This is a genomic window from bacterium (assembly GCA_036524115.1).
Classification (GTDB): Bacteria; JAUVQV01; JAUVQV01; order JAUVQV01; family DATDCY01; genus DATDCY01.
Genome location: DATDCY010000293.1, coordinates 1 through 1,643 on the forward strand (window position 1 = coordinate 1; position 1,643 = coordinate 1,643).

Sequence of the window (1,643 nt, forward strand, 5' to 3'; positions counted from 1 at the left end):
CGGCGAGTACCTCGCCACCGAGCCGCTGCACGAGCAGCGCTACCTGCAGCAGTTCTACGAGGCCTACCGCCACCAGCGCGAGCGGGCGGGCGAGTCCGTCGTGAAGCTCACGCCCGAGGGCTTCCAGAAGACCCTCGCCGACCGGATCGCGCAGATCAAGCGCGAGCAGCGCTGCGAGTCCGTGCTCGTGCGGGTCGTCTCCGAGAACGGGCGCACCCGCATCGTGGCCAAGCCGTTCCGCCGCGGGGGCGGGACGCCGGGGGCGGGGGAGTGAAACTGCGCCTGCGCGGCCAGCGCACGCTGGCGCAGCCGGCCGCCTGCTGCGGCATCGGGCTGCACAGCGGGCTGATCGTCAACCTCGAGGTGCGGCCGCTCCCGCCCGCCAGCGGCATCCTCTTCCAGCGCGTCGACCTGCCGGGCCGGCCGACCGTGGCGGCCGCGATCCGCAACGTCGCCAGCACCGTGTTCGCGACCACCCTCGAGTCGCGGGGCGTGCGCGTGGGCACGGTCGAGCACCTGCTCGCGGCGCTCGCCGGCCTCGGCGTGGACAACGCGCTGGTGCAGATCGACGCCGCGGAGGTGCCGATCATGGACGGGAGCGCGCTGCCCTTCGTCGACCTCGTGCGCAACGCGGGTGTGGTCGAACAGGGGCCGGTGCAGCCGCACCTGCGGATCCTGCGGCCGGTGGAGCTGGTCGAGGCGGAGCGCGCCGCGGGGTTCTACCCGGCGGACGGCCTGGACATCACCTGCCGGATCTCGTTCGCGCACCGGCTCATCGGCGAGCAGCGCGTGAGCTACCGCCACGACGAGCTGGACTTCGCGCGCGGCATCGGCCCGGCGCGCACGTTCGGCATGCAGCGGGACGTCGAGGTCCTTCTCGAGAGCGGGATGGCGCGGGGCGGCTCCACCGACAACGCGGTGGTCCTGACGGAGGACGCGGTGCTCAACGAGGGCGGGCTGCGCTTCAAGGACGAGTTCGTGCGGCACAAGGTGCTCGACTGCCTCGGGGACATGGCACTGCTCGGGTACCCGGTGCTCGGGCACCTCGTCGCGATCCGCAGCGGGCACGAGCTGCACGCGCGCCTGATGCGCCGTCTCCTCGAGGACACCGCGGCCTGGGAGCTGCTCACCGAGCGGGAGGCGGAGTCGCTGCCGTGCCCGCCGACGGTCCCGGGGATTCTTGCGTCGCCCGGGGCGATCGCGAGGCCCTGATGCACCCCGGCGGTGTTGCTCCTCGCCTCGCTTGTGCGGCGGGCACCAGCCCGCCTCCGCGCGGGCTTGTCGCTGCCTTGCCGGAGCGCACCAGGACGCTCGCGCTCGACTCGGGCAGCAAAGGTGCGGGCAGTTGAGCCGTTCCGGGGACGAGTGAGCTAATCCTCCCGGACCACGAAGCCCGCCAGGTCTTGCTCGGCGAAGGCCGCCGCGGCGCTGGCCGCCTCCTCCTCGTCGCCGTAGCCGCCCACGCGCACGCGCCACCAGGTCGCGCGATTGTCCTGGAACTCCACGACGCGCACCGCGCGGAAGGTCGCGCCGAGCCGGGCCGCCAGGCGGCGGGCGTTGGCCTCGACCGCGAACGCGCCGACCTGAACGGCGAAGGCGCCGCGCAGGACCGGCGCCCCCTCCGCCGGGCCGCCGGCCGCGGG

3 protein-coding genes are annotated in these 1,643 nt (G+C 74.2%); 2 read left to right on the top strand and 1 reads right to left on the bottom strand.

The features are described 5' to 3' along the window. Nucleotides 1–274: MXAN_5187 C-terminal domain-containing protein (locus VI078_14015; protein ID HEY6000399.1), on the top strand; the 274-nt coding region annotated here is incomplete at its 5' end. After that, the gene (lpxC, locus tag VI078_14020) at nt 271–1,212 is read left to right on the top strand and encodes a UDP-3-O-acyl-N-acetylglucosamine deacetylase (protein HEY6000400.1); all 942 of its coding nucleotides are present in this window, start codon (nt 271–273) and stop codon (nt 1,210–1,212) included. The genes VI078_14015 and lpxC, both read left to right, overlap by 4 nt. 158 nt (nt 1,213–1,370) lie before the next feature. Here lpxC and VI078_14025 read toward each other — a convergent pair. Next, nucleotides 1,371–1,643, bottom strand: a 273-nt coding sequence (locus VI078_14025) for an SPOR domain-containing protein (protein ID HEY6000401.1), incomplete at its 5' end; no start/stop codon positions are given.